Here is a 24369-nt window from a genome sequence, read left to right on the forward strand (position 1 = left end):
CAACCCGGTTTCGCACTCTTGAATCCGACCGAGGCGATCAATCATGACCATAGCCGACGATGCAAAACCGCGCTCCGGCGGACAGCCTGATCCGACCGAAAAGCCGCCGGCGGACGCTCCGGTCATCCGCGCGATCGCAATGCCCGCCGACACCAATCCGGCCGGCGACATCTTCGGCGGATGGCTGATGGCCCAGATGGATCTGGCGGCGGGCAGCGTCGCAGCGCGACGGGCGCGCGGCCGCTGCGCGACCGTGACTGTCGAAGGAATGACCTTTCACAGCCCGGTCTTTGTCGGCGACGAAGTCAGCCTCTATGCCCGGCTGATGAGCGAAGGCCGCACGTCCATGCGCATCAAGATCGAAGCATGGCGGCGCTACCGTGAGGAAGAGGCGGTCAACAAAGTCACCGAAGCCGTTTTTGTCTTCGTCGCCATTGGCAAGGATCGTCGCCCGACTCCCCTGCCCCCCGCCGATGACAGCAACCGCATCAAATAAAAGCTGACGGCGCCCGAGATCGCAGCCGCCGCTTTTGATTTTCCCAAGCCCCGCTTGGTCTTTGTCGAAAACTCTGCGATTTTGGAGAAAGTGCAACGGGAGGTTGAGGTGGGCTATATCCGCGGCGTCAGTCTCTTTGCGGCCGTTTTGACCGCCGGCGCGTGTTGTGAGGCCACAATCTCCAGCGCCTCGCAAAAGGTTCAGTCGGCGGCGCGAGCACGCCATGACGGCGTTTACGCCGTCGACGTTTTCACGCATCAGGGCGCTTGCGACAGCGTCTACCACTGGACGATCACCGTCTTGCGCGGACGCGTCAGCTCGCCCGCCGACGGCTTCATGCAAGCATCGGGAGAGATTACGCCCCGCGGCGTCGTCTCCCTGGCGTTCCGGCGCGATAATCAAGTCGCTACTGTCGCCGGCAAAGTTAAAGGCAAGGTCGCAACGGGCATATGGTCGTCGCCGACGCTGCAATGCGCCGGATCCTGGCGCGCGGTGCGGCAAGGATAGGCGGCGGTGGGTGAGCGCGCCGACGCCAATACTGCGGCGTTTCTTTAGGCAAGAAGCCGATTGCTTTGGCGGCGTTCGTATGCTTTTTTAAGTGGGAAACTGCGCCCGCCGGGGTCAGGCATGGCGCCGATCTTGCGGTTCTTTCTGTATGGCGCGGCGGGACAGCAGCGTGCGCGACGGGAAGCCCTTTGAGGCAGGTATAGCGGACTCCCTGGCGCGGAAGCTTACGTTTGCAACCAATAAATTCGCGATCGATAGACAGAAGTTTCTTTTATTTTTTGGAAAATTCTTATTTCGTTGTTAGATCAGATACATTTCTACATTTCGTATGTGCGGAGAATTAATTGCCATATCATTACCTCAATCATTTATAGCGGAAGATTTAGCATTTCTCTTTTGATTGCAATTCCGGATCGATCTGTTAGCATGTGCAAAACGACGCTATGAGACGCTATGAACAGAGTGCTCCGGCTTGTGGCGCCGAAGGCTCTCATGGCGCGGCTGTGTGAAATGACACGGCGCGCAGACCATGCGGTATGAATGTTGAGGTTCTGGTCGGGCTATCCGTTGATCGAGAGATTACATGGGTTTTTGGAAAGGTGACAAGCGTGTTACTTGTCTATTCCAGTTGTTCTCGATTTAGCTCAATCAAGACTAGCCTCAGCTTGATGCTAAACGTTCGTATATGATAATCAAAATTCGTTACCCGACCAGGCCGATAGCGAGCTGATCCCGATGCTGCAAATCAACAAACGAGCCCCCCTTGCCGGCCAAGACTCGCCAAAAGTCATTGAGCCGCTCCTCGATGCGGTTCAGAGCGCGACACGCATCGTCCGGCGTCAGCTCCCGATTGTCGTCGTGATCATGACCTGCTGCGTGGCGCTCGCCGTGCTGTATCTGGTCAACACGCCGCCGAAATTTACCGCCACGGGCTCAATGGTCATAGACACGCACAAGGTTCAGCTGCTCGAAAAGGAATCCGTATTGGGCGATGCGCAGATCGACGCTTCGACCGTGCAGACCCAGGTCGAAATGCTGAAGTCCGATAATGTCGCGCTGGCGGTGATCAAAAAGCTCCGTCTCATCGACGATCCGGAGTTTGTGCCGCCAGCCGATGAAAAGTCGAAAGGCTTGTTCAGCTTTCTGTTTCCGGCCGCGCCGGCCAAACCGCTGTCGGAGGCCGAGCGCGAACAGATCGCTCTGGGCGCCTTTGGCGATCGCCTGACCGTGACGCGCGAGGGCCTCACCTATGTCATCGACGTCGGCTTCACCTCGCTCAATCCCGAAAAATCAGCGCTGATCGTCAACACGCTCGTCGAGGCCTTCGTCGATGATCAGATGGAAGCCAAATATCAGGCCGCCCGCCGCGCCGGGGTGTGGCTCGCGGACCGCATCAAGGAGCTGCGCTCGCAGGCCGCCGCGGCCGAACACGCGGTGGTGGATTTCAAGAAGAAGAACAATATCGTCGACACTGGCGCGGCCGTCGGAGGCGGCGCCAGCGCCTCCCGCATGCTGATCAACGATCAACAGCTTTCCGAACTGAATTCCCAGCTCATTCTATCAGCCGCTGCGACCGCCGAGGCTAAGGCCCGCCTCGAACGCATTACGGCCGTGATGTCGCAGGACATCCCCGACGCGTCGATAACGGACGCCCTGAAGAGCGAAGTGATCATCAAACTGCGTCAGCAATATCTCGAGCTCGCGCAAAAGGAAGCTATTTTCTCCCAGCGTTATGGCGCCAATCATCTGGCGACGGTCAATCTGCGCACGCAAATGCAGGAGATCCGCCACAGCATCGCGGATGAAATGCGCAAGATCGCCGAAGGCTACAAGAGCGATTACGAGATCGCAAAAACGCGCGAGCAAAGTCTCAGGGACAGCATGGCGAGCGCGGTTACGCAATCGCAGACCTCCGGTCAGGCGCAGGTTCAGCTCCGCGAATTGACCAGCAGCGCCGACGCCGCCCGGACCCTCTATGACAGCTTCCTGCAGCGCTACATGGAGGCGGTGCAGCAGAAGGACGCCGTTCCGATTAGCGAAACGCGCCTCATCAGCCCGGCGTACCCGCCGATGAAAAAGAGTTCGCCGAAAACGCTCATAACCCTGCTGCTCGCGCTGGCCGGCGGCGGCGTCCTGAGCTTCGGTTTCGCTTATTTGCGGGAAGCCTCCGACGGCGTGTTCCGCACCAGCGATCAGATCGAGGATGTTCTGCGCGTCAATTGCCTCGCGATGGCGCCGGCGCTCAAATTCTCCTCGCCCCGCGGCGATTCGGCCGGTGGCGATGACAAAACGCTGGCTGGCCTTGAGTTTCTACGCAATGTCGTCGATGCGCCCTTTGGCCGCTACGCCGAGGCGGTGCGATCGGTAAAAATCGCCGCCGACCTCAATGGGGCCTTGAAATCGCACAAGGTCATCGGCCTTACCTCCACTCTGCCGAATGAAGGCAAGTCCACGCTGGCCGCCAATCTGGCGCATCTCATCGCCGACGCGGGCGGCAACGTCATCCTGGTCGACGCCGATCTGCGCAGCCCTTCCCTTTCGCGCTGGCTCACTCCCGACGCTCCCGGCTTGATCGACGTCGTCATCGGCAATATTTCAATCGACGCCGCTGTCGCCACATTGCCCTCGACCCGGCTGCATTTCCTGGCCGCTGGCGCGACGGCCAAACTGCCCCACACCAATGAAATTCTCGCCTCGGCGGCGATGAAGAGCCTCATAGACGGCCTGCGCGCGAAATATGACTACATCATCGTCGATCTTTCGCCGGTCGCTCCGATCGTGGACGTCCGGACGACCGGCCATATCATCGACACCTACGTCTATGTCATTGAGTGGGGCAAGACGAAGGTCGACGTGGTCGAGCGCGGCCTTTCGGAGGCGCAGGGCGTTTATGACCGCCTGCTCGGCGTCGTCCTGAACAAGGTCGATATGGGCGCCCAAAGCCGCTACGAGCGCTATCACGGCAATCATTATTACCGGAAATATTATTCGAAATACGGCTATCTTGAATAGGACGCCGAGAATCCATAGGCGGTCCCGCGCTCAGGAACAGGCGCGGCGCTCGCCGGACGGACCGGCCGATCGATGAAGGCGCTGTAAATGCCGTGCGGACACGGCTCATGCAGCGCTGATTCGTTTGAAGAGGCGCCGCGTGAATATCACTCGGCAATTCGGTCAAAAATAGCTTTTGGGAAGTGTGCGGTCGCCCTCTCAGGGCTCGCCGGCGTCTCGCCGGAGCGCGCTGGAAAAACCGTGCGCGGCGAACAGATGGTGGGGGAGGTAGGACTCGAACCTACGAAGGCGTAGCCAGCGGATTTACAGTCCGCCCCCTTTGCCGCTCGGGACACTCCCCCAAGAAAGGTCCCGCCACGCAGGAGCTTTCGTGAACGCGCTTATGCGAACCGAGCCCGCCGCTGTCAACCTAAAATCTGAAGCCACGCGCATTGATCCGCGGCGCGCGCATTGCGCAAGGCGAGCGAGCGTGACAGGAAAGTGGCGTATCGAGGCATTCTTTTCAAACGGACATCGACGTGACGCGCGACAGGATAAAACGGTTTGGCGAGAAGGGCCCGGCCCGCACGCGCCCGAAGCCGCCGCGGCCGCCCGCGCCAGAGACGGAAATGGCCCGACGCCCTGACGCGCCACGGACGTCGGCGCCGCGCGTCCCAGCCGGCCCGGACGTCGCCTCCACAAATCCCCGCGCTTTCCGCCGTCCCGCCCCGGACCTCATGGCGCTTTATGGCTTTCATGCCGTCCGCGAGGCTCTCCGCGTGAGAAAACGGCGGCTGCTCGACATTTATGCGACGAAGGCCGCCGCGCAAAAGCTTTCGGCTGACATCGAGGCCGCGGGGCTTTCCGTGCACATCGTCGAGGCGGAGGACCTCTCCCGGCGTCTCGGCGCCAACGCCGTCCACCAGGGGGTCATGCTCGAAGCGCGGCCGTTCGAGCCGCTCGACATCTCCGACATAGAGTCCAAAAGCGGCGTCGTCCTCGTGCTAGATCAGATTACGGACCCGCATAATGTCGGCGCGATCTTGCGCACCGCCGCAGCTTTTCGGGTCGACGCGCTGGTAATGACCGAACGCCATGCGCCAGAGATGACCGGCGTTTTGGCGAAAGCGGCGTCGGGCGGCCTCGAACATGTGCCGATTGTCCATGTCGTCAATCTCGCCCGCGCGCTGGAGAGCTTGAGCGACATCGGCTATTTGCGCGTCGGCCTCGACTCTGAAGGCGAGACGACGCTCACCGAGGCGCAGCTAACGCGTCCGTTGGCGCTCGTCCTTGGCGGCGAAGGCAAGGGGCTGCGCCGCCTCACCCGCGAGAACTGCGACCTCGTCGCGCGCCTCGATATGAGCGGCCCCATCAAGAGCCTCAACGTCTCCAACGCCTGCGCCGTCGCCCTTACCGTCGCTGAGCTGCGCCTTGCCGGATAATTTCACGGCGTTGGCGTCGGGCTCTTGCGCGTCCGGCAGCGGTCCCCGCCACCGCCCATAGGACCACGGGCGCAACCAGTGCGCGTTCGTCGGCAACGCTTGCGGCACAGGATCAAACCCCGCCGTGCCAAACGGCTGGCACCGGCAAAGGCGCGCGAAGCCCATGAAACCGCCGGCCCAGAGCCCGTGCCGTGCGATCGCCTCGTCCACATAGGCGGAGCAGCTCGGCAAATGACGACATTGAGACCCAACCAGCGAAGAAAACGTCAGCTGGTATGCGCGAATGGAGAAGCGCGCCGCTGAACGGCCAATTGTGGAAGCGTGTCTCAAAAGGGTTTCGGGCATCAATCCCGCCTCGCTTGGTACGATCGTGGCGCCACTGTGGCAGATATGCACTGGCAGGCGCGGAGAGCTGGTCTCATAGTATCGCTTCGATCCTGCGACTCAAAGCCTCCGGTGCGCCCGTGTCTTTTTCAAAATGCCTGGCTCTCTCCAGCCTTCTGTCCGTAACGACGTCGGCCGTCTTCGCGGCGGACCTGCCGACCCTTGCGCAGCCGGCCCCGGCATCGGGCTGGACCGTCACCGTCGGGCTTGGGCCCCAGGTTCAGAGCGCTTTTCCGGGCGCGCGGGCCGTCACCGTATGGCCGACTGGAACGCTGGCTCTCCGCCGGCCCGGTGAGCCCGAGCCCTTCAGTTCCCCCGACGACGGCTTTGGCATTTCGCTGCTCGACTATGGCTGGATCAAAGCCGGACCCGTCGGTCGCGTCATGCCGAACAGAGGGTTGAGCAACGGCAATGGCGCCTTCTACGGACTGCCGAATGTCGACTGGACTCTGGAGCTCGGCATTTTCGGCGAACTCTGGTACACGGAGCATTTCCGCGCCCGCGGTGAAATACGCCAGGGCGTCAATGGCCATGATGGCATAGACGCGAATATCGCCTTCGACGCGATCCAGAAGTGGAACGGCTTCACGCTGGCGCTCGGCCCGCGCCTGCAGCTGGGCGACACGCAATTCATGAACGCTTATTTCTCGGTCACGCCCTATCAGGCTCTCCTCAATGGGAAAGTGACGCCTTATCAGGCCTATGGCGGCTTGACGTCGGTCGGGGTGCTCGGCTCGATCAAATACGACTTCACGCCAACCTGGAGCGCGACCGTATTCGGCGGCTATAATCGTCTCGTGAGCAGCGCGGCGGCAAGCCCGGTGCCGAACAATCTCGGCTCGCTGAACCAGTATACCGGCGGCCTGATCGTGGCCCACTCTTTCAATCTCGATCTGCCGTTCTTACCAGTCGGTAATTGAGCTAAAGCGCCGCCCCTTCCGCGCAGCTCCTCAAATGAATCTAGACAGGATCTCGGGCGGGTCATTTAACGATTTTCAGCTTGCGCCGCCTCGACCTGATTGACGCAATCGAGCGTCGCCTCGAAGGTCAGAAGAGTCGATGCATGCCGCGCCTTATAGTCCCGCACCGGCTCGAGCGCAGCAATTTCCGACCACTTACCGTTTGGCGGCGCGCCATTTTCCTTGAGCATGGCGCGAACCTGGTCGCGCAGGGCGCGGATCTCGGCGGCGGTCGAGCCGATCACATGGCGCGCCATGATCGAGGCCGCCGCCTGCCCCAGCGCGCACGCCTTCACGTCATGCGCGAAATCCACGATCTTGCCGCCATCCATGACGACATCGACAATAATGGTTGAGCCGCACAGTTTCGAATGCGCTTTCGCCGAGGCGCTCGGCGCCGCGAGCCGGCCTTGCCGCGGAATGTTTCCCGCAAGCTCCAGGATTCGACTGTTGTATATTTCTGTCAGCATGGTCCTACGCGGAATAAAGGTGCGGGTGACGGCGGGCAACGCATACTATATAGGTGTGTCAGGGTTATGCGACGAGATTTGGCGCATTTCCAAGCGATCCTCCCGGGCTAACGTCCGCTCGGCGCATCCGGCTGCAGAGGCCGTCCCTCTTTAGTCGGATGCGACGCTCCCTCTATGTCAGATGGGATGCAAGGGACAATTATTGATGCTTTTGGAGGCGCCACATGGATGCCGTGGTTAAGTCCTTGGTCGAACGTTCTCAGCCCCAGCGCGACAATTCAGCGCGGGAGCTCCTCCCGACGCGGGAGGAGGCCGAAGCCGCCGTCCGCGTGCTGTTGCGCTGGGCGGGCGACGACCCGACGCGCGAGGGATTGGTCGATACGCCGGCTCGGGTCGTCAAAGCCTACGAAGAATTATTCTCCGGTTACCGCGAGGATCCCACCTCGGTGCTTGCGCGCGTCTTCGAGGAAGTGCACGGCTATGACGACATTATCCTCGTGCGCGACATCCCATTCTCGTCGCATTGCGAGCACCATGTGGTGCCTTTCGTCGGCGTGGCCCATATCGCTTATTACCCTTCCGAAGAGGGCGTCGTCGGGCTTTCCAAGCTTGCGCGCCTCGTCGATGTGTTCGCCAGGCGCCTGCAGACGCAGGAGGCGCTGACGGCCCAGATCATCGGCGCGATCGACCTTCATCTGCGTCCGCGAGGCTGCGCGATCATGATCGAGGCCGAGCATATGTGCATGTCGATGCGCGGCGTCCGCAAACAGGGCGCTCAGACCATCACCACCCAGTTTACCGGCGTCTTCCGCGACGATCCGGCCGAGCAGGCACGCTTCCTCACCATGCTGCGGCACGGCAAATAAGCTCAAAATCTCAAGGCTTTTTTTTGTGGGCCGTGTTCGGCTGGCGCCGCCCGGCCTATAGTCCTGTTGCGCGGAAGATGCTTTTCCCTGCCGCGCATTTTTTGGCGATGCAGGCAAGACTGAAAGGGCGGCGACATGACCGGCGAGCGTTCAACGGCGACCCCTCCCGCTCCATCGCCAACTCCGATCGGCGCCAAAGGACAGGGCGCGAAATTCGATCTTGAGGAAGGGACCGCGTTCACGCCGCGTTTTGGCTCCGACGGGCTGATCGTCTGTGTGACGCGCGCGGCCGCCGACGGCGAAATTCTGATGATCGCCCATATGAATGCCGAGGCCTTGCGCCTGACGCTTGTAACGGGCGAAGCGCATTATTGGTCGCGTTCGCGGCAGGAAATCTGGCGCAAAGGCGCGACATCCGGGCAAACGCAGAAAATAACGGAAATCAGGACGGACTGCGATCAGGACGCCTTATTGCTGAGCGTTGAGGCCGGCGGCGACGGCGGCGCCTGCCATACGGGCCGGCGCTCGTGCTTCTACCGCAAGGTCGTAAGCCGCGATGGCGGCGCGGTTCTCGTCTTCGATTAGCGTGACTGGTCGGGCGCGTGGAATGGCGGTCGTCGATCCGCTCGACGCGCCAAAAGCATTGCGCCAGATCGCATCGATCCAGGATATAATCAATTTTGCCGGCCGAAAGCGCCGCCTGTTAAGGGAGGGGCCATTGAAAAAGGTTTATCTCGCTTATGCGCTTCTCGGCCTGATCGTGATCCTTCTTCTGTTCGCGCAACTGGCGCGGACGGGCGCGCCGGTCTAACGCTGGGCCGTGGCCGTCGTTCTCCTCCTTGCCCGAGGGTTCGCAGGTCGGGCGGCCATCGAACCGGTTCATGCTTGAGCCGCGCGCATGACGAGCCGCCGCCGCGCGGCTGCTCGGGGCAATCCCGCCAAATGGGTCTTCTCTTCGTCGGCAAGGCGGCGTCAGCTCTGAAGAAGCGCCCAAGCGCGCTTTTGTTCAACAATTGTCAACTTCCGGAGCGAAACACTCAAGTGTCCTAAACCGTTCTGCTCCAGCGCCGCATTTTGTCTGTGTGGCCGCGCGTTCGTTAATGCCGCGTTCTACTTCACGAGGAGCGAGAGATTGAACAAAATGCTTCCCGATCCGCGCAGGCGGCCTAACCATCCGGGCGGTGTCGATGCGCCGTTATCGGTCAAGCTACAGACGCGGCCTTCGGTCGGCGTGGCGCTCGGCGCGGGCGCGGCGCGCGGCTGGTCCCATATTGGCGTCATGCTGGAGCTTCGCGAACATGGAATTCACCCGGACGTCGTCGCAGGGACCTCGATCGGAGCTGTGGTCGGGGGCTGCTACGCGGCAGGCAAGCTGGAACATGTCGAGACATTCGCGCGGGGCCTGACAAAAAAGACCGTATTCGGCATGATGGACGTGTCATTTTCCGGCGTTGGCCTGCTCGCCGGCGGGCATCTGAAGCGCCGGCTCCACCAGGCGCTTGGCGGGCGCCGGCTCGAAGATCTCGGCAAGGGGTTCGCCGCCGTCGCGACCGAAGTCGGCACCGGCCACGAAATCTGGCTGACCAAGGGCGACGCGGTCGAGGCGATCTGCGCCTCCTATGCGCTGCCCGGCATTTTTGAGCCGGTCCGCATCAATGGACGCTGGCTTTTCGACGGCGCCCTCGTCAATCCTGTGCCGGTCACGGTCTGTCGCGCGCTCGGCGCCGAAATCGTCATCGCCGTCAATTTGATCGGCGATAATGGATTTCGCGCGACGGTGATTGATGACCGGCTCTCGCTTGAGCCGACGCTCGAGGAATTTACCGTCGCCGTCGAAGAGCTGCCCAGGAGAGGCGGGTTTTTTGGCGCTTTCCGCGGCAGTCACCGCCGTCATTTCGGCAAACGGGAGGATGGCGCGCCGGGGATCGGCAGCGCCATGATGGACGCGTTCAATATAGCGCAAGGGCGTATTTCCCGCTCTCGTCTCGCAGGCGATCCGCCGGACGTCATCATCAACGCGCGGGTCAGCAGGGTTGGTCTGTTTGACTTTCACCGCGCTGACGAATTGATCGAGATGGGTCGCGAGGCGGCGCGACGCGCCATCCCCGAGATCTCTGAATTTATCGCTCTGACGCCACGCGGCGAGGAGTCCGCGCCATAGTCTGGCGAGCATTCAGACTGTCTGCCTGAAATAAGGCCGCGACTTCGCTCGCAGCAGGATGATCGGAAAAGCCATCAAAGCGGCTCCCATCGTGACCGCCGCGAAGGCGACGCCGGCGCTCAAATCGCCATCGGTCCCGGCTTGGCGGAAGGAGCCGAGGCCGATCGGACAGAAAAGGCACACAGCCGTCACGACTCCCGGAGAGAACCGCCCGCCGGTCACGATCATCGGCAGCACATGAAAAAATGTGGCGTTGATCAGCATCAGCGCGGCGTAGGCGAGAAAAAGGACCGGAAGCGATGTGGAAAGTTGCGCCTGAACGACGCCAAGAACGATGACGACGGCGTTGGTGACGTAAAAATCGCTCCATTCCACCGGCAGCTTGATGACGGCCCGCGCCCAGTTTCGCCAGTCGAGCGCAAATTCCTCCAGGATATGCACCGCATAGGCGCCGACTGCGAGCCAGGACCATTCATAGTAGGACATCTGGTTCTGTCGCCGCCCAATGGGTGATTTACTGCGCGCGGACAAAGCGCCTGTCAGCCACGCTAAGGCGCAGCGTGGCCTCCATGGGCTTGGCCGCGATAGCGCGCCGTCAAGCCGTGGCGATATATTCCTTCATCGCCTGGGTCTGGCGCTCCATTTCCTCGAGGCGATACTTGACCAGATCGCCGATGGAGACGAGGCCTGCCAGCGTGCCGTCCATGACGACAGGAAGGTGACGGAAACGCTGCTTGGTCATCTTTTCCAGCGCCGCGACAACGCACTCGCTGTCGGTGGTGGTCGTGACCCGCGCGGTCATATGTTTCGAAACGACGTCATTGAGCGCGCTCGCGCCGGCCCTGCCAATCGCCCGGACGATATCGCGCTCGGACAAGATACCGAGAACCCTGCCTTCCGCGTCGGATACCACGAGGGCGCCGATATTTTTGGCTGTCAGAACCTCCAGCGCCTCGGAGAGCGTCCGATGGGGCTGGGTGGTGCTCACGTTCCGGCCCTTCTCTGCAAGAATGCGAGCGATTGTCATTTTGGGTCTCCTTCCGAACGTTTTTGGCTTTGCGTCCTCTCCGGGGCGTCAAATCGTCACGATAAAATGAACTCCTTCGCGTGAGCGCGCAACAGAAGTTTTCGGCCTGCGCCTTGGCGGCGCGGCGGAGCGCGAGGCCAAAACGTGGAAAGCCTTTTTTCGGCGTCATGCTAACTTATTGATAAGAGATGGATTGAGCCTTTGGACGGAGTCGCGGCGCGATTGCGTCCAAAGTCATCCGGCCTGAGAACAGAAATGCATTCAAGCAGCGGGCATTGGGCTCTCTCAGCCTTTTGTTTCAATGGATGATGTGGATCCGAAAAGTCTGCAACTTTCCGGCATCATGCTCTAGAATCGTGGTTCGGAAAGCGCGGCGGCGTGGGCGTCCTGCGAGACCGGCAAGAATTTTCCGGCTGCTTCATCGAGCGCCAGCAACTTGCCTTCAAGGATGCCGAAATAGGCGCCGTGAAGCGTGAGGAGGCCGCGCTTTTCGAGCGTTGCAATCGCCGGAAAGGTGCGAAGATTGGCGAGGCCCTGGATGATTGAAGCGAGAGCCAGACGTTCGGAATATTCGTCGAGAGGCTCCGCGGCCGGACCGATTTTTGCGGCCGCCGGCGCGATCAGGCTAATCCATTTTCCGATGAAATCACCTGCCGATAGGGGCTTCTGGTAGGGATCGAAATCGGCTTCCGCATACGCACGGACGCCGCCGCAACGCGCGTGGCCGAGGATTACGATGTGCTCGACGCGCAGTCCGAGCACCGCGTATTCGAGCGCCGCCGACGTGCCGTGCAGATCATCGTTGGGCGAATAGGGGGGCACCAGATTGGCGACGTTGCGAGCAACGAAAATCTCGCCCGGGCCGGCGTCGAAAATCACCTCCGGAGAGACCCGTGAATCGCAACATCCAATCAGGAGAATGCGAGGGTTCTGCCCTTTCTCGGCGAGATGATGGAAGCGATCCTGTTCGCGCGCGAACCGGCCGCCGAGGAACGCCTCATATCCGGACACAAGCCGGTCCGGCAGCAGCGGACGCGCCGGCGCAGCATCGATTTTTTGGATAATCGAATCAGACATGCGAGCCACTCTTATGTGCTTGGTCGGTGACCCATCCGCGCGATCATCGGCAGGATGGTCTGATCCAAGCTTATAGAGATGCCACGAGCCAAGCAAGAAGGAGCGAAAGCGCAAAATGCGGCGGCCGCGGCATGGCGTGGCTCCAGCAAGCGGCGCCGCGAAGGCCGCGATCGCCTCGGCGGCGCGCCGGCGTTTTGGAACATGCGGCGGCCGGCGGCGCATGCTCACGCGATGGACCGTGCGGTGTCCACCGCATGAGTTTATCGAATGGTTTGCTTGTAAAAGATTACGGCGATCAGACTCGCGCTTCAGCCGCCGTTCTTGAGCGCGCTCAGCGCCTGCGACGCGGCGCTTGATATCGGCGGCGTCGAGGCATGAGTGATGGTTTTGTAATCCCCGTCGCTATCTTTGACCCGCCCGGCGGCCGGCGCTTTATAATCTCCGTCCGCCGCTTGCGCATTGGCGGAAACAGTCTGCGTCGGCGGCGTATAAATTGTGTTTGACGTCGCGTTGAGTGCGGAAATCGACATGTGATTCTCTCTTAACAGCCTAGCGAGATCTCAACATTACGGGGCAAAGCTTGCGCGAAGCTGCGAAGATTCATTCAAATCCGCCGCATGTTCACATGCGCAATGCGGCCGCCGGTCACCTGAGTAGAGTGCGTCGGCAGCGCAAGGCGGCAATCCCCGAACGAGGACGCATGAGCGAGAGCCCAGAGCCTATCAACACGAGCGCCGAACAGAATCTTTTGCGGCTTTCGATCGCCGTGACATTTGTCCTTGGCCTCATCGGCGTCAGCGCCGGCCTCGCCATCGGCTCGCGGTCGATTCTGTTCGATGGCGTTTATTCGATTGTCGACGTCGCCATGACGGGCCTCGCCCTCATCGTCTCCAAACTGCTGACGCGCGAAGGCAGCCGTCGCTTTCAGTTCGGCTACTGGCATTTCGAGCCTATGGTTGCGGCCTTCAACGGAACCATCCTGTCACTCTCCTGCATCTATGCGTTCCTGGACGCGGTCGGCCTTTTGATTCAGGGGGGCCATAGGCTCGATTTCGGCCCTGCGTCCATCTATGCGATCCTTGTCAGCGCCGCCTGCCTCGTCATGGCGCGCCGGATGCGCCGGGCGAGCGAGACGCTCGATTCCGACCTCCTGCGCGTTGACGCGCGCGGATTCTTGATGGGAGGCGCGCTGAGCCTCGCTTTGCTCGCGAGCTTCCTTGGCGCGATGGCTCTCGAACGCGCTGGCTATCGCCACCTCGCTCCCTTCGCCGATCCGGCCATTCTGATCGCGGTCACGCTGAGCCTTGCGCCGATCCCCATGTTTTCCGTCTGGCGGGCGCTGCGTGAGATTTTTCTGGTCGCGCCGCCCGATCTTGACGCGGACGTACGCAGAATTCTCGACGCGGTGACAAACCGCCACGGATTTCAAGGCTATACCAGCTATGTCGCCAAGACCGGCCGCGCCCGCTTCATCGACGCGCATATCATCGCCCCCGCGAGCTTTCCGATCGGCGGGGTCGAGGCGCTGGACAAGATCCGCGAAGAAATCGCCTCCGAGATCGGGGAAGGAGGCGCGCCGCTTTGGCTGAATGTGTGCTTTACCGCTGACCGCAAATGGACCTGACGGAGCATTGCGCGCCAAGCCGCGGCTGGCGCAACGCCGAGGGCGGCTAACTCTACCCTTCGATCTCCTCGCGACGGATTTCCAGCGCGAGCCAATCCTCCTCCGCGGTCAGCAGCTCAGCTTCGGCCTTGGCGAAAGCGGCTGAGACCTGCGCGAACCTCGACGGGTCGCGCGCGTAAAACTCCGGATCGTCGAGCAGGGCTTTCAACTTCGCCATCTGTTCGCGAAGCCCCTCCATGCGCGCCGGCAAGGTTTCAAGCGCGTGCCTTTCCTTAAAGCTCAAGCGCGGTTTTCCGGCCGGTTTTTCCGCGCGAGGCTGCGGCGCGGCTTTGGGCTTTGCTCCGGAGCTGGCGGCGGTGATCGGCGCCGTTCCGACGCCGGAGCCCCGCTGCGCCACCATATCGGAATAGCCGCCCGCATATTCGATCCAATGGCCGCCGCCCTCCGCGAGCAGGACCGAGGTCGCGACGCGATCCAAAAAATCGCGGTCATGGCTGACGATCAGCAACGTGCCCTTATAGTCGCCGAGCATTTCCTGCAGAAGATCGAGCGTCTCAAGATCAAGGTCGTTCGTCGGCTCGTCGAGAACGAGAAGGTTCGAGGGCCGCGCCAGCGCACGGGCGAGCATCAGCCGCCCGCGCTCGCCGCCGGACAGCCGCCCGATCGGCGTTCGCGCCTGCTCCGGCCCGAAAAGAAAATCCTTCATATAGCCGATGACATGTTTGCGTTCGCCGTTGATCTCGACGAAGTCGCTGCCCCCGCCGGTCAGCGCGTCCTTCAATATGGTGTCGGGATCAAGGCTCGCGCGGCCCTGATCAAGCGTCGCCAGTTCGACATTTGCGCCGAGGCGGACATGGCCCGAATCCGGCGAAAGCGCGCCGGTCAGCAAATTGATGAGCGTCGTCTTCCCTGCCCCATTGGCGCCGATAACGCCGAGCCGGTCTGCACGCAAAAGACGCATCGAGAAATTCTGAACGATGGGACGTTCGCCGAAAGATTTCGAGATCGCCTCGGCTTCGATGACGAGCTTGCCGGAAACCTTGCCTTCCGTGGCGACGAGCTTGACGTCGCCTGTCGCGGCCTGGCGCTGGCGCCTCTCGCTGCGCATCGTGTTCAGTCCGGCGAGTCGCTTCTGGTTGCGTTTTCTGCGCGCTGTCACGCCATAGCGCAGCCAATGCTCCTCGGCGACGATCTTGCGGTCGATCTTGTGCTGCTGGCGCTCTTCTTCTTCGAGTTCCTGATCGCGCCAGGCCTCGAATTCGGAAAAGCCGCGCGCCAGCGTTCGCGTGCGGCCGCGATCGAGCCAGACCGTGCTGCGCGACAGATTTTGCAGAAAACGCCGGTCGTGACTGATGATGACGAGCGCCGAACGCAGCCCCTTGAGTTCGGCCTCGAGCCATTCGATGGCGGGCAGATCGAGATGGTTCGTCGGCTCGTCGAGCAGCAAAATGTCGGGCTCCGGCGCCATCACCCGCGCCAGCGCCGCGCGACGCGCCTCGCCGCCGGAAAGTCGCGCCGGCTCCTCGTCGCCGCTGAGGCCGAGCTCGTTCAGGAGCTGTCTTGCCCGATAGGGATCATCGAGCGGACCGAGTCCCGCCTCGACATAAGCGAAGGCGGTGGGGAAGGCGGAAAGATCCGGCTCCTGCGGCAGATAGCGCACGCTCGCGTCCGGCTGCATGAAGCGCGTCCCGCCGTCGGCTTCGAGAAGCCCCGCTGCGATTTTTAAAAGAGTCGATTTCCCGGAGCCATTACGGCCAACAAGACAAAGACGCTCGCCCGCCGAAACGGACAGCTCCGCGCTTTCAAGGAGGGGCCGCCCGCCAAGGGTCAGTGAAATGTCCTGCAGCAGCAGAAGAGGAGGCGCCATCCGGGCGAAAATCCTTGCGGTTTACGAAAACGAACCGACGATCTACAGCATTTTGCAAGAAGTTGGAGCCGGTAAAATCATCTTGAACGCGACGGCCGCGTCCTTTTGACCAAAACCCCGGAAGCTGAGCAGCTTCGCGCGAACGGCGGCGTCAAAGGCGCAAAGGTCAAGATCAGCGATTTTGCTTTCCGCCCGGCGAAGATCGCGGGCAAGCCCCGGGCCGTGGCGCCCCTCCACGATCATGCGGAAGTCCGCACGCCGTCGCGGCGGCGGATTTCCACTTTCCCCGCTGGATACCGGCGATCGCTTCTCCTACACTTTCTCGAGGGCAGGAACCGGCGCTTGCAATCCAACTTGGCCGCGCATGCGCGGCCATTGCCGGCGAATGCGGAAACCGCCCCGAGTATGATGGAGGATGATGCGCGTGACGCAGGCCCCAGAAGCAATAGAGGGCGCCCCCGTCAAGGCGTCCCGCTTTCCGCCGGTGGAGCGAACGCTCCGTATGACGACCGGCCTTATCCTGTTCAGTTTCGCGACGACTCATTTTCTGAACCACGCCTGCGGCGTGCTGCGCCTCCCAACGATGGAGGCGATCAGGCTCGTGCTCTTATGGCCGTGGCGAACCTATGTCGGCCAGACACTGCTCTACGGGTCGCTGCTGACGCATGGCAGCCTCGGCCTCTTCGCGATCTATCGCCGCCGTCATCTGCGGATTCCACCAGCCGAACTCGCGCAAATCCTCCTCGGCCTGTCGATTCCACCGCTCATCATCCTTCACGCGGTGAATGTCCGCGTCGGTCATTTTCTATTCGGCCTACCCGAAAGCTACCCATGGCTGATCTATCGCTATTGGCATCTGTCGCCCTTTGTCGGCGTGCCGCGGCAATTCCTTTTGCTGCTCGTGCTCTGGATCCACGGCTGTATCGGGCTGCGCAGCGCGATGCGCTTCAAGCCCTGGTATCCGAAATGGATGCCGGTTCTCGCTGCCCTCGCGACCGTGATTCCGCTTCTCGCCATCAGCGGCATCATCGACGCGGGTCATGATTTCGATGCGACCGCCGCGCAGGATCGGAATTTTCTCGCCTCGTTCAACCTTCAGAGCCCGGCTCAAGCAGCGATGCTCGCCAAGATTGGCGAGTTGTCGATTCTTGTCTACATCGGCCTCGTCGGCGCGGTCTTCGCGGGTCATGGTTTGCGGGAATGGCTGCAGCGGCGCTATCGCGCCGTGACGGTGACCTACCCTGACGGCAAGCAGGCCGTGGTGCCGCGCGGCTTCTCGATTCTCGAAGCGAGCCGCTGGGCCGGCGTCTCGCATATGTCGATGTGCGGCGGCCGTGGACGCTGCTCGACCTGCCGCGTGCGCGTCCGGGCTGGCCTCGAAACGCTGCCTTCGCCCAATGTGGCGGAAGCCAACACCCTCGCCGCGATCCAGGCCGAGACCAATATTCGACTGGCGTGTCAGGTAAGGCCGCATGAAGACGTCGACGTCACGCCGCTTCTTACTCTCGGGCGATGGGGGACAAAAGCGCTCGCCGCCAACCTCAGCGCATCAACGGAACATGAGATCGCGGCTCTTTTCATCGATCTGCGCGATTCGACCAAACTCGCCGACGGACGCCTCCCCTATGACGCATTCTATGTCATTGATCGTTATGTAGGCGCGGTTTGCCATGCGGTCGAAGCGAGCGGCGGCCATGTCACCAGCATCGCCGGCGATGGCGTCATGAGTTTTTTCGGTGGCGACCGTGACGCGCGATCTGCATCCCGCGCAGCGATTTTCGCGCTCCAGGAGCTGTGGAGAACGCTGGACGCGCTCAGCACCGAATTCGAGTCCGCCTTCGATTTCCCGCTGCGTTTCGGCGCCGGCTGCCATCTCGGTCTTGCCGTCGTCGGCGCCCTGGAGAGCCGGCAGACGGCGCAGTTTCTTGGTGAGGTCGGCAATATCGCGTCACGGCTCGAGAGCCTCACCAAGGAGCTGAAATGCACAATGATTCTCTCGCGCGAGATGGTCGAGCGCGCAGGCTTTGCGATGCCGCCGGTCGAGACCCGCCGCGTGCAGATCCGTAGCGTCTCCAGGCAAATCGAATTGATCGTGTTTCGCACGAAAGACGATCTCGATCATCTGATCGCGCAGGAGGCCAATTGACATGACCACCATCAGGCCATCTGAAACGCTCGCGCGCGTCGAACTTTTCCACTCCCTGCCGCCAGACATCATCGCCCGGCTCGACACACGCTGTATCTGGCGGCGCGCGCGGGCCAAGGAATGGATCATCGACTATCAGGACGAGAGCACGGACGTCTTTTTTCTCATCACCGGCGTCGCTCGCGTGATGATCCGGTCGATTTCCGGCCGTGAGACGATCCTGCGCGATATCGAGGCCGGCGCATTTTTCGGCGAACTCGCCGCGATCGATGGCCAGACGCGGTCCGCCAGTATTCTTGCCATCACCGATGCGACGATCGCAAAAATGACGGCCACGACATTCATCGAAACGGTCACGAGCCACCCCGATGTCAGCCTTCGCCTGCTCCGCTTCATCACCGGGCAGGTTCGCATGCTGGCCAACCGAGTGAATGAATTCACGACTCTCGCTATTCGAGAACGGCTGATCACAGAGCTGCTGCGGCTCTCGCGGGCAAATCGCGCAGATCCTCGAGAAGCGATCGTCTCGCCTCCTCCCATCCACGCGGATCTTGCCGGGCGCATCAGCACCCGCCGCGAAACCGTCACCAAGGAATTGAGCGCAATGGAGCGCGAGGGGCTCGTGCGGCGCGGGCGCGGCGCGCTGACCCTCGTCGACGTGCCCCGCCTGGTGGCGATGATCGGCGATAAGGAGGATGCGCTGGATTTCAAGACATAGGCCCACCGCAGCGCGGATCATGTTCGCCGCAGTGAGGACGGGCGTCCCTTTACCGTCGCCGCCAGCGCGCGCGCTCGATGACGGCGCCGCCCTGGCAGATCCGAGGCCAGGCGGCTTGTCCGCGCAGCCAATCAGATCTTGAGAGCGTCTCTGAGCTCGAGGAGTTGATCACGCTTTTCGGCCGCAAGGCGGCGACTCTCGTCATTCTTCGCGTCGGCGACGTCTTCTTCCGCGTCTTTGATATCAGACGCGATCTTGGCCGCGTCGACTTCGTCGAGCGGGATGGCCTGTTCCGCCAAAATCGTGAGGCCCGCGGGCGACACGTCGGCGAAGCCGCCGCGAACGAAAAACCGCAGCTTGTTCGTCCGGGATTCCTCGATGTCGATCACGCCGGGCTTCAGCGTCGACATGAGCGGCGCGTGATCCTTGAGGACTGTAAACTGACCCTCGGTTCCGGGCACGACGACAGCCTGCACCTCGCCCGAAAACATCAGCTTTTCAGGCGACACGAGTTCGAAATGAAAGTCCGCCATTGCGCGTCCCTGACATTGATTTCCGCCGATCTAATGCGACCCGCGGCTCAAAAAGCGCCGCGCGGAATGATCCGCCGCGCGGCCGATTGCGATGGTGACCGTCAGGCGGCTTCCGCCGCGAGGCGCTGCGACTTCTCGATCGCCTCGTCGATTGAGCCGACCATATAGAACGCCGCTTCCGGCAAATGATCGTATTTGCCCTCGACGAGCCCCTTGAAGCCCTTGATCGTGTCGGCCAGCGACACCAGCTTGCCGGGGGAGCCGGTGAAAACTTCCGCGACATGGAACGGCTGAGACAGGAAGCGTTCGATCTTGCGCGCGCGGGCGACGGTCAGCTTGTCTTCTTCCGACAATTCATCCATGCCGAGAATGGCGATGATGTCCTGCAAGCCCTTATAGCGCTGCAAGATCTGCTGCACCTGACGCGCGACGCCATAGTGTTCTTCGCCGACGACGAGGGGCGACAGCATGCGCGAGGTCGAATCCAGCGGATCAACGGCGGGATAGATGCCCTTTTCAGCGATCGAGCGCGACAGCACGGTCGTCGCGTCAAGATGGGCGAAGGTGGCCGCCGGCGCCGGATCGGTCAAATCGTCGGCGGGGACGTAAATCGCCTGCACCGAGGTGATCGAACCTTTGGTCGTTGTGGTGATGCGCTCCTGAAGCGCGCCCATGTCGGTGCCGAGCGTCGGCTGATAACCGACCGCCGAAGGAATGCGGCCAAGCAGAGCCGACATTTCCGAACCGGCCTGGGTGAAGCGGAAGATATTATCGACGAAGAACAGCACGTCCTGGCCTTGATCGCGGAAATCCTCGGCGACCGTCAGTCCGGTAAGCGCGACGCGCGCGCGGGCGCCCGGTGGTTCGCTCATCTGGCCATAGACAAGGGCGCATTTCGATCCCTCGGCCGAACCGCCATGCTCGCGCGGATCGAGATTCACCTTGGATTCGATCATTTCGTAATAAAGGTCATTGCCTTCGCGCGTACGCTCGCCGACGCCCGCGAAGACGGAATAACCGCCATGCGCCTTGGCGACATTGTTGATGAGCTCCATGATCAGCACGGTCTTGCCGACGCCCGCGCCGCCGAAGAGGCCGATCTTACCGCCCTTGGCGTAGGGCGCCAGAAGATCGACAACCTTGATGCCGGTCACGAGAATCTGCGCTTCCGTCGCCTGCTCGGCATAGGTTGGCGCCTCTTGGTGAATCGCGCGATGATCGCTTGCCTGGATCGGCCCGGCCTCGTCGACCGCCTCGCCGATCACGTTCATGATGCGGCCAAGGGTGCCTGCTCCAACCGGCACCATAATTGGTGCGCCGGTGTCACGCACGGGCTGGCCGCGCGTCAGGCCTTCCGAGACGTCCATGGCGAGGCAGCGCACCGAGTTTTCGCCGAGATGCTGGGCGACTTCGAGGACAAGGCGGTTGCCGCCGTTGTCGGTCTCCAGCGCGTTGAGGATTTCCGGCAGATGACCGTCGAATTTAACGTCGACGACGGCGCCGATGACCTGCGTGACGTGGCCTGTGGGCGTGTTGGTTGCGGCGTCAGCCATGGTTCGTCCTCTTGCTGTCCTGGATGCTCAAAGCGCTTCGGCGCCAGAAATAATCTCGATCAGTTCTTTCGTGATCATCGCCTGACGGGAGCGGTTATACTGCATCGTTTGTTTCTTGATCATTTCGCCCGCGTTGCGCGAGGCGTTGTCCATCGCGCTCATGCGCGCGCCTTGTTCGGAAGCCGCGTTCTCGAGGAGGGCGCGCAGAACCTGGATCGACACATTGCGCGGCAGAAGCGTCGTCAGAATTTCCTCTTCGCCAGGCTCATAATCGTAGACCGCCTGCGGCTCGGCCGCCCGCCCTTCCCCGCTGACGTTCAGCGGGATCAGTTGCAGCGCCGTCGGAAGTTGCGAAATCACGCTCTTGAAACGAGCGAAGAAAAGCGTGCAGACGTCAAATTCGCCGGCTTCGAAAAGCGAGACGATCTTGCGGCCGATCGCGTCGGCGTTATCGAACCCCAGCGTCTTGACGCCGCGCAGATCGACGAGTTCGATGATCTCGCGCTCGAATTGCCGGCGCAGGATATCATGACCCTTCTTGCCGACGCAGATGATCTTCACCGTCTTGCCCTGACCGATCAGCGAGACGGCGGCGTCGCGGGCCAGCCGGGCGATCGACGCGTTGAAGCCGCCGCACAGGCCGCGCTCGGCCGTGCAGACGACAAGCAGATGAACGCCGTCGCGGCCGCTGCCGGCAAGAAGCTGCGGCGCCGGCGATCCGGGGCTTATCGAGGCGGCGAGCGAGCCCAGCACCTGCTCCATCCGCTCGGCGTAGGGCCGCGCCGCCGCCGCCGCATTTTCAGCGCGTCGCAGTTTCGCCGCCGCCACCATCTGCATGGCTTTGGTGATCTTCTGCGTCGCCTTGACCGAGGCGATCCGGTTTCGCAGATCCTTCAACGAGGGCATGGCATATCCGCCTGACTATGTCCAAAGGTCGCTTGATGCTTCACGCGAAGGTCTTCAAGCAAAGTTCTTGGCGTAGGTCTCGACGATCGACTTCAGCTGCGCGGCTAAAGCGTCGGAAAGATCCTTCGATGTGCGGATCGTATCGAGCAGGTCGGCGTGGCTCGTGCGCACCAGAGCGAGAAGCCCGTCTTCAAAGGCGCGCACGCGGTTGACCGGCAGGGCGTCGAGATAGCCGTTGACTCCGGCGTAGATCACGATCACCTGCTCTTCCATTTTGAGCGGCGAGAATTGCGGCTGCTTCAAAAGCTCTGTGAGGCGTGATCCACGCGCCAGAAGGCGCTGCGTCGTCGCGTCGAGATCGGAGCCGAACTGCGCGAACGCGGCCATTTCGCGATATTGCGCCAGTTCGCCCTTAATCTTGCCGGCGACCTTCTTCATCGCTTTCGTCTGCGCGGCGGAACCGACGCGCGACACCGAAAGGCCGACGTTCACCGCCGGGCGGATGCCCTGGTAGAAAAGATCGGTCTCAAGGAAGATCTGGCCGTCGGTGATCGAAATCACGTTCGTCGGAATATAGGCGGACACGTCGTTCGCCTGCGTCTCGATGACCGGAAGCGCCGTCAGCGAACCGGCGCCGTTGGCGTCGCGCAGCTTGGCGGCGCGCTCGAGAAGGCGCGAATGCAGATAGAAAACATCGCCGGGATAGGCTTCGCGGCCCGGCGGGCGACGCAGAAGAAGCGACATTTGCCGGTAGGCGACGGCCTGCTTCGAGAGATCGTCATAGACGATCAGAGCGTGCATGCCATTATCACGGAAATATTCACCCATGGCGCAACCTGAGAATGGCGCCAGGAACTGCATCGGGGCCGGATCGGAGGCGGTCGCCGCGACGATGATCGAATATTCCAGCGCGCCGCTTTCTTCCAGCACTTTCACGAATTGGGCGACGGTCGAGCGCTTCTGCCCGACCGCGACATAGACGCAATAGAGTTTTGCGCTTTCGTCCGTGCCCTGGTTCGCGGCTTTCTGGTTGAGGATAGCGTCGAGCGCAACGGCGGTCTTGCCGGTCTGACGATCGCCGATGATCAGCTCGCGCTGACCGCGCCCGATCGGGATCAGGGCGTCGATGGCCTTGAGGCCCGTCGCCATCGGCTCATGCACTGATTTGCGTGGAATGATGCCGGGGGCCTTGACGTCGACGCGTGAGCGACGCGTCGCGTTGATCGGGCCCTTGCCGTCGATCGGATTGCCGAGCGCGTCGACGACGCGGCCGAGCAGCTCCTTGCCGACCGGCACGTCGACGATGGCGCCGGTGCGCTTCACCGTCTGGCTTTCCTTGATGTCGCGGTCGGAGCCGAAAATGACGACGCCGACATTATCGACTTCAAGGTTCAACGCCATGCCGCGGACGCCGTTCTCGAATTCGACCATCTCGCCCGCCTCGACATTGTCGAGGCCATAAACGCGGGCGATGCCGTCGCCGACCGAGAGCACCTGGCCGACTTCGGTGACCGAGGCCTCATTGCCGAAGCCAGCAATCTCGTGCTTGAGAATTGCAGAAATTTCTGCGGCGCGGATATCCATCAGCCGACCTCTTTCATACGTGCGCGGATCGAATTGAGTTTTGTCTTGAGAGAGCCGTCGACCATGCGAGAGCCCAGTTGGACGATGAGGCCGCCGATGATAGTCGGATCCACCTTGACGGAGACCTCGACGCGATCGCTGCCGGCGATGGCGGCGAGAGCGCTTTTCAGCGCCTCGACATGCTCATCCTTAAGCGGTTCGGCGACGGTGACCGAAGCGCGGCTGAGCCCTCTCGCATGGTCATAAAGAACGTTGAAGTCGCGGATCATATCGTTGATCGCAAACAGACGGCGCTTGGCGGCGACGAGCTTCAGGAACTTCGCCGTCGTTCCGCCAATCGAGGCCCGGTCGAGCAGAGCGGTCAGCACCTTGACCTGCTCTTCGGCGGAAAAGACCGGGCTGCGCACGAAGTCTCGCAGGTCTTCGCTTTCGGCCAGGAGGCCTGCGAATGTCGCGAGATCGGCCGCGACCTCGTCGGTCGTGGAGGTTTCGTGGGCGAGGTCGAACAGCGCCTGAGCGTATCGGCCCGCCATTCCGGAAACGAGGGTTTCTTGCTTCGCCAACCGATGCCCCAAATGTTCAAAATGTCCCGTGTCCGCGCGCTTCTAGAGGCGCTGGCCTTTCGCGGCAATCCGCGAAAAGGCTTAAACCGGAGACTGAGATGAAGAAGTCCGGGCGCGGCGAAGGAACGCGGCCACACCCATACAGCGAAGGGTTGCTAACATAGGATATTTTGGGGCGCAACCCTGGCATCACGGAATGGGGAGCAGCAGCGGCAAAACAACGCAAGCTCGACTTTAGCTTCGGCGCCTTCGCTGGTTCGGGGCGCGGAGAGTTTAGCGGGGGGCGGGCCTCGGCCGGGCGGCGAGAGCGACGCTCCAAAGCGCGCGCAGGGCGATCGCTTCGGCCAGCTTCGGCTCGAGCCGCGCCTTGCCGATCGCTTCCGCCAAAATCTCGATGGCGCGCAAAAGCTTTGCCGAGGTCCAGATGCGAAGATGCGCCTCGATCGCGCGGGCGCGGCCGAAGCCGCCGCCATGCCCCTCCCCCTGTCTCTTATA

The 24369-nt window shown here is 61.9% G+C and carries 23 protein-coding genes, 1 tRNA gene and 2 pseudogenes; 12 read left to right on the forward strand and 14 right to left on the reverse strand.

What is annotated here, in order from left to right; genetic code table 11:
• The first annotated feature begins 139 nt into the window (after positions 1-139).
• The 3 genes from MPC4_RS05190 (at position 140) to MPC4_RS05200 (ending at position 4015) form a co-directional block, all read left to right on the forward strand.
• On the forward strand, positions 140-496 hold the full coding sequence (locus tag MPC4_RS05190) for an acyl-CoA thioesterase (protein WP_244605930.1): 357 nt from the start codon (positions 140-142) through the stop codon (positions 494-496).
• 108 nt (positions 497-604) lie between these two features.
• On the forward strand, positions 605-1003 hold the full coding sequence (locus tag MPC4_RS05195) for a hypothetical protein (RefSeq protein WP_174511581.1): 399 nt from the start codon (positions 605-607) through the stop codon (positions 1001-1003).
• A 735-nt stretch (positions 1004-1738) separates the two neighbouring features.
• A complete protein-coding gene (locus tag MPC4_RS05200; protein ID WP_174511582.1) occupies positions 1739-4015 on the forward strand; it encodes a polysaccharide biosynthesis tyrosine autokinase in 2277 nt (758 codons plus the stop codon).
• Positions 4016-4271: 256 nt separating this feature from the next.
• Here MPC4_RS05200 and MPC4_RS05205 read toward each other — a convergent pair.
• Positions 4272-4356 (reverse strand) — tRNA-Tyr (locus MPC4_RS05205).
• A gap of 267 nt (positions 4357-4623) precedes the next feature.
• Here MPC4_RS05205 and rlmB point away from each other — a divergent pair.
• Complete coding sequence (gene rlmB, locus MPC4_RS05210) at positions 4624-5436, forward strand: 23S rRNA (guanosine(2251)-2'-O)-methyltransferase RlmB (RefSeq protein ID WP_174511583.1); 813 nt, start codon at positions 4624-4626, stop codon at positions 5434-5436.
• A 42-nt stretch (positions 5437-5478) separates the two neighbouring features.
• Here rlmB and yidD read toward each other — a convergent pair.
• Positions 5479-5781, reverse strand: a pseudogene (gene yidD, locus MPC4_RS05215) (membrane protein insertion efficiency factor YidD); the annotation flags it as partial.
• Positions 5782-5900: 119 nt separating this feature from the next.
• Here yidD and MPC4_RS05220 point away from each other — a divergent pair.
• Positions 5901-6740 carry a MipA/OmpV family protein gene (locus MPC4_RS05220; protein WP_174511584.1) on the forward strand — a complete coding sequence of 280 codons (840 nt, stop codon included), beginning with the start codon at positions 5901-5903 and terminating at the stop codon, positions 6738-6740.
• Positions 6741-6805: 65 nt separating this feature from the next.
• Here the strand turns inward: MPC4_RS05220 and MPC4_RS05225 are convergent, their stop codons facing one another.
• Positions 6806-7249, reverse strand: coding sequence for an iron-sulfur cluster assembly scaffold protein (locus MPC4_RS05225; protein ID WP_174511585.1), 444 nt, complete (start codon positions 7247-7249; stop codon positions 6806-6808).
• 224 nt (positions 7250-7473) lie between these two features.
• Here MPC4_RS05225 and folE point away from each other — a divergent pair, with 224 nt between their 5' ends.
• The 4 genes from folE (at position 7474) to MPC4_RS05245 (ending at position 10276) form a co-directional block, all read left to right on the forward strand.
• Complete coding sequence (gene folE, locus MPC4_RS05230; protein WP_174511586.1) at positions 7474-8115, forward strand: GTP cyclohydrolase I FolE; 642 nt, start codon at positions 7474-7476, stop codon at positions 8113-8115.
• Between the two features lie 135 nt (positions 8116-8250).
• Positions 8251-8700, forward strand: coding sequence for a phosphoribosyl-AMP cyclohydrolase (gene hisI / locus MPC4_RS05235; protein ID WP_174511587.1), 450 nt, complete (start codon positions 8251-8253; stop codon positions 8698-8700).
• A gap of 22 nt (positions 8701-8722) precedes the next feature.
• The gene (locus tag MPC4_RS05240; RefSeq protein WP_174511588.1) at positions 8723-8926 is read left to right on the forward strand and encodes a hypothetical protein; all 204 of its coding nucleotides are present in this window, start codon (positions 8723-8725) and stop codon (positions 8924-8926) included.
• A gap of 330 nt (positions 8927-9256) precedes the next feature.
• The gene (locus MPC4_RS05245) at positions 9257-10276 is read left to right on the forward strand and encodes a patatin-like phospholipase family protein (protein WP_174511611.1); all 1020 of its coding nucleotides are present in this window, start codon (positions 9257-9259) and stop codon (positions 10274-10276) included.
• A 12-nt stretch (positions 10277-10288) separates the two neighbouring features.
• On the opposite strand, the gene MPC4_RS05250 is transcribed toward MPC4_RS05245, so the two are convergent.
• The 4 genes from MPC4_RS05250 to MPC4_RS05265 form a co-directional block, all read right to left on the reverse strand.
• On the reverse strand, positions 10289-10762 hold the full coding sequence (locus tag MPC4_RS05250; protein ID WP_134486485.1) for an HXXEE domain-containing protein: 474 nt from the start codon (positions 10760-10762) through the stop codon (positions 10289-10291).
• 109 nt (positions 10763-10871) lie between these two features.
• Positions 10872-11303, reverse strand: coding sequence for a CBS domain-containing protein (locus tag MPC4_RS05255; protein WP_174511589.1), 432 nt, complete (start codon positions 11301-11303; stop codon positions 10872-10874).
• A 348-nt stretch (positions 11304-11651) separates the two neighbouring features.
• A complete protein-coding gene (locus tag MPC4_RS05260; RefSeq protein ID WP_174511590.1) occupies positions 11652-12380 on the reverse strand; it encodes a carbonic anhydrase in 729 nt (242 codons plus the stop codon).
• A gap of 308 nt (positions 12381-12688) precedes the next feature.
• On the reverse strand, positions 12689-12910 hold the full coding sequence (locus MPC4_RS05265) for a hypothetical protein (RefSeq protein ID WP_174511591.1): 222 nt from the start codon (positions 12908-12910) through the stop codon (positions 12689-12691).
• Positions 12911-13080: 170 nt separating this feature from the next.
• Between MPC4_RS05265 and MPC4_RS05270 the strand changes: the two genes are divergently transcribed.
• Positions 13081-14004 (forward strand): cation diffusion facilitator family transporter, encoded by a 924-nt coding sequence (locus MPC4_RS05270; protein WP_174511592.1) that lies wholly within the window; start codon positions 13081-13083, stop codon positions 14002-14004.
• A 52-nt stretch (positions 14005-14056) separates the two neighbouring features.
• On the opposite strand, the gene MPC4_RS05275 is transcribed toward MPC4_RS05270, so the two are convergent.
• Positions 14057-15871 (reverse strand): ABC-F family ATP-binding cassette domain-containing protein, encoded by a 1815-nt coding sequence (locus MPC4_RS05275; RefSeq protein ID WP_174511593.1) that lies wholly within the window; start codon positions 15869-15871, stop codon positions 14057-14059.
• 424 nt (positions 15872-16295) lie between these two features.
• On the opposite strand from MPC4_RS05275, the gene MPC4_RS05280 reads away from it, so the two are divergent.
• Positions 16296-18017: an adenylate/guanylate cyclase domain-containing protein gene (locus MPC4_RS05280; RefSeq protein ID WP_174511594.1), complete on the forward strand. Its 1722-nt coding sequence runs from the start codon at positions 16296-16298 to the stop codon at positions 18015-18017.
• A 1-nt stretch (position 18018) separates the two neighbouring features.
• Positions 18019-18735 (forward strand): Crp/Fnr family transcriptional regulator, encoded by a 717-nt coding sequence (locus MPC4_RS05285; protein WP_174511595.1) that lies wholly within the window; start codon positions 18019-18021, stop codon positions 18733-18735.
• Between the two features lie 131 nt (positions 18736-18866).
• Here the strand turns inward: MPC4_RS05285 and MPC4_RS05290 are convergent, their stop codons facing one another.
• The 6 genes and pseudogenes from MPC4_RS05290 to MPC4_RS05315 all read right to left on the reverse strand — a co-directional run.
• Entirely contained in the window at positions 18867-19268 is a 402-nt protein-coding gene (locus MPC4_RS05290) for a F0F1 ATP synthase subunit epsilon (RefSeq protein ID WP_174511596.1), read from the reverse strand.
• Between the two features lie 101 nt (positions 19269-19369).
• Positions 19370-20821: a F0F1 ATP synthase subunit beta gene (gene atpD, locus MPC4_RS05295; protein ID WP_174511597.1), complete on the reverse strand. Its 1452-nt coding sequence runs from the start codon at positions 20819-20821 to the stop codon at positions 19370-19372.
• A gap of 27 nt (positions 20822-20848) precedes the next feature.
• A complete protein-coding gene (locus MPC4_RS05300; protein ID WP_134486464.1) occupies positions 20849-21727 on the reverse strand; it encodes a F0F1 ATP synthase subunit gamma in 879 nt (292 codons plus the stop codon).
• Positions 21728-21781: 54 nt separating this feature from the next.
• Entirely contained in the window at positions 21782-23311 is a 1530-nt protein-coding gene (gene atpA, locus MPC4_RS05305; RefSeq protein WP_174511598.1) for a F0F1 ATP synthase subunit alpha, read from the reverse strand.
• Positions 23311-23874 carry a F0F1 ATP synthase subunit delta gene (locus MPC4_RS05310; RefSeq protein WP_174511599.1) on the reverse strand — a complete coding sequence of 188 codons (564 nt, stop codon included), beginning with the start codon at positions 23872-23874 and terminating at the stop codon, positions 23311-23313. The genes atpA and MPC4_RS05310 overlap by 1 nt, the downstream gene beginning before the upstream one ends.
• A 273-nt stretch (positions 23875-24147) precedes the next feature.
• Positions 24148-24369 (reverse strand): annotated as a pseudogene (locus tag MPC4_RS05315) (DNA polymerase III subunit delta); the annotation flags it as partial.

This window comes from Methylocella tundrae, from assembly GCF_901905185.1.
Lineage (GTDB): Bacteria > Pseudomonadota > Alphaproteobacteria > Rhizobiales > Beijerinckiaceae > Methylocapsa > Methylocapsa tundrae.

Excerpts from the sequence above, each read along its gene's own strand:
- MPC4_RS05190 (WP_244605930.1), top strand. The coding sequence starts at position 140 with ATGCCCGCCGACACCAATCCGGCCGGCGACATCTTCGGCGGATGGCTG.
- MPC4_RS05200 (WP_174511582.1), top strand. The coding sequence starts at position 1,739 with ATGCTGCAAATCAACAAACGAGCCCCCCTTGCCGGCCAAGACTCGCCA.
- rlmB (WP_174511583.1), top strand. The coding sequence starts at position 4,624 with ATGGCCCGACGCCCTGACGCGCCACGGACGTCGGCGCCGCGCGTCCCA.
- MPC4_RS05225 (WP_174511585.1), bottom strand. The coding sequence starts at position 7,249 with ATGCTGACAGAAATATACAACAGTCGAATCCTGGAGCTTGCGGGAAAC.
- folE (WP_174511586.1), top strand. The coding sequence starts at position 7,474 with ATGGATGCCGTGGTTAAGTCCTTGGTCGAACGTTCTCAGCCCCAGCGC.
- hisI (WP_174511587.1), top strand. The coding sequence starts at position 8,251 with ATGACCGGCGAGCGTTCAACGGCGACCCCTCCCGCTCCATCGCCAACT.
- MPC4_RS05240 (WP_174511588.1), top strand. The coding sequence starts at position 8,723 with ATGGCGGTCGTCGATCCGCTCGACGCGCCAAAAGCATTGCGCCAGATC.
- MPC4_RS05245 (WP_174511611.1), top strand. The coding sequence starts at position 9,257 with ATGCTTCCCGATCCGCGCAGGCGGCCTAACCATCCGGGCGGTGTCGAT.
- MPC4_RS05250 (WP_134486485.1), bottom strand. The coding sequence starts at position 10,762 with ATGTCCTACTATGAATGGTCCTGGCTCGCAGTCGGCGCCTATGCGGTG.
- MPC4_RS05255 (WP_174511589.1), bottom strand. The coding sequence starts at position 11,303 with ATGACAATCGCTCGCATTCTTGCAGAGAAGGGCCGGAACGTGAGCACC.
- MPC4_RS05260 (WP_174511590.1), bottom strand. The coding sequence starts at position 12,380 with ATGTCTGATTCGATTATCCAAAAAATCGATGCTGCGCCGGCGCGTCCG.
- MPC4_RS05265 (WP_174511591.1), bottom strand. The coding sequence starts at position 12,910 with ATGTCGATTTCCGCACTCAACGCGACGTCAAACACAATTTATACGCCG.
- MPC4_RS05270 (WP_174511592.1), top strand. The coding sequence starts at position 13,081 with ATGAGCGAGAGCCCAGAGCCTATCAACACGAGCGCCGAACAGAATCTT.
- MPC4_RS05275 (WP_174511593.1), bottom strand. The coding sequence starts at position 15,871 with ATGGCGCCTCCTCTTCTGCTGCTGCAGGACATTTCACTGACCCTTGGC.
- MPC4_RS05285 (WP_174511595.1), top strand. The coding sequence starts at position 18,019 with ATGACCACCATCAGGCCATCTGAAACGCTCGCGCGCGTCGAACTTTTC.
- MPC4_RS05290 (WP_174511596.1), bottom strand. The coding sequence starts at position 19,268 with ATGGCGGACTTTCATTTCGAACTCGTGTCGCCTGAAAAGCTGATGTTT.
- atpD (WP_174511597.1), bottom strand. The coding sequence starts at position 20,821 with ATGGCTGACGCCGCAACCAACACGCCCACAGGCCACGTCACGCAGGTC.
- MPC4_RS05300 (WP_134486464.1), bottom strand. The coding sequence starts at position 21,727 with ATGCCCTCGTTGAAGGATCTGCGAAACCGGATCGCCTCGGTCAAGGCG.
- atpA (WP_174511598.1), bottom strand. The coding sequence starts at position 23,311 with ATGGATATCCGCGCCGCAGAAATTTCTGCAATTCTCAAGCACGAGATT.